The sequence below is a fragment of the Aeromicrobium sp. REDSEA-S32_B7 genome (assembly GCF_001626145.1).
GTDB lineage: Bacteria > Actinomycetota > Actinomycetes > Propionibacteriales > Nocardioidaceae > Aeromicrobium > Aeromicrobium erythreum.
This window is the reverse complement of sequence record NZ_LUNF01000327.1, coordinates 1-4640: the sequence shown is the minus strand read 5'-3', so window position 1 is coordinate 4640 and position 4640 is coordinate 1. Positions and strand designations below refer to the sequence as shown.

Below are 4640 nucleotides of genomic sequence, written 5' to 3'. Positions count from 1 at the left end.
GCTGGTGCGCTGCCTCGGTTGGCGCTGGGTATGGTCTCCGAAAGGCCTCGACCGGGCGGCTGGGCGGGCGGCGGCTCTGGTTCTCGGGCTGTGGCCTCCATTGGACACAAGAATCTGCGTTCGTGCGTTGGGACTCCAAGGCTTCTGCGTTTGCTACGGGATCCCGTCACCAACGTAGAAGCGTTCGACTTCCACGCGCGAACGAAGAATCTTGGGTGCCCTCGGGGGTGGGGTGGGCAGCGCTTCTCCCTTCTCGTGGCACGGTCCACGAGAAGGGAGAACCTCTGCGACGTCTGGCCCCCTCAGTGGTGGATCTGCCACCTATAGAGCGCTCAGAAGGTTGCAGGTCCACCGATGGCCCGCGCAAACGCAGAATCTTGCGCCCCCAACGGGAGCCACAGCCCGAGAACCCGAGCCGCCGTCGCACCCAGCCGCCCGGTCGAGGCCCTTTCGGAGCGCAGGTCGACGAGAAGCCGCACCGGCGCAGCCCCACCCGAGAGAGAACCCGCACCGACGCAGCCGCAGGTCGAGAGAGAAGCCGCACCGACGCAGCCGCAGGACGCCCCCCGTCCCCCAGGAGCCCCGACTCTGTCCGACCCCACGCCTACGGTCACCTCCGTGACCAGCCAGCCCACGCGACCCGTGCACCACCAGGCCAGCTTCGAGGAGCTGGGGCGGCCGTTGAGCGACGTCACGTTCTGCGTGGTCGACCTCGAGACGACGGGCGGGTCGCCGAAGGCGGGGGCGCGCATCACGGAGATCGGCGCGGTCAAGGTGCGCGGTGGCGAGGTGTTGGGCGAGCTGCAGACGCTCGTGAACCCCGAGGAGAGCATCCCTGCGTTCATCACGGTGCTCACGGGCATCACCGACGCGATGGTGGTGCAGGCCCCGCGGATCGCCGAGGCGCTGCCCAGCTTCCTCGAGCTCGCGGCGGGCAGCGTGCTGGTGGCGCACAACGCGCCCTTCGACGTCGGCTTCCTCAAGCACAACGCCCGCGAGCTGGGCATCCCGTGGCCGCGGTTCGAGGTGCTCGACACCGCCGTGCTCGCGCGGCGGGCACTGCTGCGCGAGGAGGTGCGCAACGTGAAGCTCTCGACGCTCGCCGCGCACTTCGGTGCCGGCACGACCCCCGACCACCGGGCCCTGCACGACGCCCGCGCCACCGTCGACGTGCTGCACGGGCTGTTCGAGCGGCTCGGCTCGCTCGGCGTGCACACCCTCGAGGACGCGGTCACGTTCACCTCGAAGGTGACGCCCGAGCAGCGACGCAAGCGTCACCTCGCGCAGCACCTGCCGCACGAGCCGGGGGTCTACCTCTTCCGCGACGCGCGCGACGACGTGCTCTACGTCGGCACGTCGCGCGACCTGCGCAAGCGGGTCGGCAGCTACTTCACCGCCGCGGAGACGCGCACCCGGATGGGCGAGATGGTCAAGCTCGCCGAGCGCGTCGACGCCGTCGTCTGCGCCACCGCGCTCGAGGCGCGGGTGCGCGAGCTGCGGCTCATCGCCGCGCACCGCCCCCCGTACAACCGACGGTCGCGCTTCCCCGAGCGCCAGTCGTGGATCAAGCTGACCCGCGAGCCCTGGCCGCGGCTGTCGATGGTGCGTCGCGTGCTCGACGACGACGCCGTGTACGTGGGTCCCTTCGGCCACCGCAGCCAGGGCGAGCTGGCCCTGGCCGCGCTGCACGAGACGTTCCAGGTGCGTCAGTGCACCACCCGCATGGGCCGTCGACCGCGGGGCAGCACGTGCGCCCTGGCCGACCTCGGACGCTGCCTCGCGCCCTGCACCGGCGACCTCGACCCCGACGTCTACGCCACCGAGGTCGCCCGCCTCGACGCCGCGCTCACGGGCGACCCCGCCGAGGTCGTCGAGCGGCTGCGCGCCCGCATGGGCGAGCTCGGGGCGCAGCAGCGCTACGAGGAGGCGGCGCAGGTGCGCGACCGGTTGGCCGCGTCGCTGCGGGCCGTCGACCGCACCCAGCGGCTGCGGCAGCTCACCGACGTCGCCGAGCTCGTGGCGGCCGCACCGGCGGAGAAGGGCTGGGAGGTGCACGTCGTGCGTCACGGCCGGCTCGCCGCCGCCGGCCTGCTCCCCCGGCACGTGCACCCCGCCGCCTGGGTCGACACGCTGCTCGCCACCGCCGAGGACGTGCCCACGCCCGGCAACGGCACCCATCCGGCGCCGGCGGCGTCGGTCGAGGAGACCGAGACGCTCCTGCGCTGGCTCGAGTCCCCGGGCGTGCGCATGGTGCGCGGGTCGTGGCAGGTCCCGACGGCCGGCGCGGCCCGGCACGTCGCCGCCCTCCCGACGGAGTCCGACGACCAGCGCGCCACGCGGTCTAGGCTGTCGGCGTGATCACCGCCATCGTCTTCATCCAGGCCGAGGTGTCCCGGCTGTCCGAGACCGCCGCGCAGATCGCCGACCTCGACGGGGTGAGCGAGGTGTACTCCGTCACGGGCGACCTCGACCTCGTCGCGATGGTGCGGGTGCCGCGGATCGACGACGTCTCCGCGGTCGTCGCCGACCGGCTCAACAAGGTCGACGGCGTGCTGTCGACGCAGACGCAGATCGCGTTCCAGACCTTCAGCCGGCACGACCTCGAGGACGCGTTCAGCATCGGGCTCTGAGCCGACGGCTGCTCAGTCGGTCGGTGCCAGCTCCTGCGTGACAGCGGACCAGCGGGCCAGCACGTCGCGCGCGGCCCCGGAGTCGATCGACGCCCGCGCCCGCTCGACACCTGCAGCCAGGCGTTCCAGCAGCGGTCCGCTGCCGCCGTCGTAGGCCGCGAGGGCAGCACCCGCGTTCAGCAGCACGGCGTCGCGGACGGGCGAGACCTCGCCGTCGAGGATCCGGCGGAACACGTCGGCGTTGTGCACGGGGTCGCCGCCGCGCAGCGCCTCGGGGGACGACAGCGAGAACCCGAGCTCGCGCGGGTCGAGCACCTCCTCCACGACGCCGGCGCCCACGACCGTCCACACGCGGGTGGTGGTCGTCGTGGTGATCTCGTCGAGACCGTCGTCGCCACGGAAGACGAACGCGTCGTCGCCGCGGTCGGCGAAGACCTGCGCCATGAGCGGTGCCGTGCGCAGGTCGGAGCACCCGACCGCCGACGCCTGCGGACGCGCGGGGTTGACCAGCGGGCCGAGGACGTTGAACGGGGTGGCGATGCCGATCTCGCGCCGCGGCGGGCCGGTGAAGCGCAGCCCCGGGTGGAACAGCGGGGCGAAGCAGAAGGTGATGCCGGCGCGCTCGAGCACCGCCGGCACCGACGCGGCCCGCACGTCGAGCCGCACGCCCAGCACCTGGAACACGTCGGCGGTGCCGCTCTGGCTCGACGCGGCGCGGTTGCCGTGCTTGACGACGGGGGCGCCCGCACCGGCCGCCGTGACGGCCGACATGGACGAGATGTTGACCGTCTTGGCCCGGTCGCCACCCGTGCCGACGATGTCGACCACCCGGCCGGGGACGTCGACGAGGACGGCGTGCGACAGCAGCGCGTCGACGAGTCCCTGCAGCTCGGCCTGGGAGATGCCCTTCGCGCGCAGCGCCACCGCGAACGCGGCGATCTGCGCCGGCGTGCTCTCGCCCTCGAGGATCGCCGCCATCGCCCACGCGGTCGACCCGGAGTCCAGGTCGCGGCCTCCGACGAGCTCGTCGAGCACGTCGGGCCAGGTGCGCGCGCTCACCCCGGCTGCAGCACGGAGCGCGCGAGGTCGACGAAGACCTCGGCGAGCCGCAGCGGGTCGATCGGGTGGGACACGGCGGCGTCGGCGCGCGACCAGGTCGCGAGCCAGGCGTCCTGCGGGCGGCCGGTCAGCACGAGCACCGGCGGCGCCTGGAAGATCTCGTCCTTCATCTGCCGCGCCACGCCGAGTCCGCCGACGGGCGTCGACTCGCCGTCGAGGACGACGAGGTCCGGACGACGACGGGCGTCGTCGAGGTACTGCCAGACGACCGGCTCCGTCGCGCACTCGACGAACTCGACCTCGGGGAGGTCGGGGTGCGGGCGCGTGCCCAGCGCTGCCATGACGGCGTTCCGCACGTCTCGGTCGTCGCTGTAGACCAGGACTCGGAACCTGCTGCGCTCGGTCACGTGGGAATCGTACATAATGAGCGCGTGGCCACTACTTCCGTGATCCCCGCGTCCCGACTCCACGGCACCGAGGGGCGTCCCTCCATGGTGACGGTGGGCACGATCGTCTGGCTCTCCAGCGAGCTGATGTTCTTCGCCGGCCTCTTCGCCGCGTACTTCACCGTCAAGAACGTCACGCCGGCGCTCTGGGACCAGGAGACGCAGCTGCTGAACGTGCCGTTCGCGGCCGTCAACCCCTCGATCCTCGTGCTGTCGTCGCTGACCTGCCAGTTCGGCGTCTTCGCGGCCGAGCGCGGCCGTCCCGGACGCACCGGGACGCTGCTGCAGTTCCGCAAGTGGGGCATGCGCGAGTGGTTCGTGCTCACCTACGTCATGGGCGCGATCTTCATCGGCGGCCAGGCCTTCGAGTACGCCGAGCTCGTCCACGAGGGCGTGACCATCCCGTCCTCGGCCTACGGCTCCCTCTTCTACCTCGCCACCGGCTTCCACGGCATCCACGTCGTCGGTGGTCTGCTGGCCTTCCTGCTGGTGATCGGCCGCACGT

Annotated in this window: 5 protein-coding genes; 3 read left to right on the top strand and 2 right to left on the bottom strand. The window is 72.3% G+C overall.

What is annotated here, in order from left to right:
- The first annotated feature begins 618 nt into the window (after positions 1-618).
- Complete coding sequence (locus tag A6Q79_RS18325; RefSeq protein WP_067858354.1) at positions 619-2358, top strand: DEDD exonuclease domain-containing protein; 1740 nt, start codon at positions 619-621, stop codon at positions 2356-2358.
- On the top strand, positions 2355-2630 hold the full coding sequence (locus A6Q79_RS18320; RefSeq protein ID WP_067858357.1) for an Lrp/AsnC family transcriptional regulator: 276 nt from the start codon (positions 2355-2357) through the stop codon (positions 2628-2630). Before A6Q79_RS18325 ends, A6Q79_RS18320 begins: the two co-directional genes overlap by 4 nt.
- Before the next feature lie 12 nt (positions 2631-2642).
- Here A6Q79_RS18320 and trpD read toward each other — a convergent pair whose 3' ends face one another.
- Positions 2643-3689: an anthranilate phosphoribosyltransferase gene (gene trpD / locus A6Q79_RS18315; protein WP_067858360.1), complete on the bottom strand. Its 1047-nt coding sequence runs from the start codon at positions 3687-3689 to the stop codon at positions 2643-2645.
- Positions 3686-4111, bottom strand: a complete 426-nt coding sequence (locus A6Q79_RS18310) for a response regulator transcription factor (protein ID WP_067858362.1) — start codon at positions 4109-4111, stop codon at positions 3686-3688. The genes trpD and A6Q79_RS18310 overlap by 4 nt, the downstream gene beginning before the upstream one ends.
- Positions 4112-4120: 9 nt before the next feature.
- On the opposite strand from A6Q79_RS18310, the gene A6Q79_RS18305 reads away from it, so the two are divergent.
- Positions 4121-4640, top strand: a 520-nt coding sequence (locus A6Q79_RS18305) for a cytochrome c oxidase subunit 3 (RefSeq protein WP_317698933.1), incomplete at its 3' end; no start/stop codon positions are given.

What these genes read in the sequence shown, in the direction of transcription:
- A6Q79_RS18310 (WP_067858362.1), bottom strand. Translation starts at nt 4,111, where the DNA reads ATGTACGATTCCCACGTGACCGAGCGCAGCAGGTTCCGAGTCCTGGTC.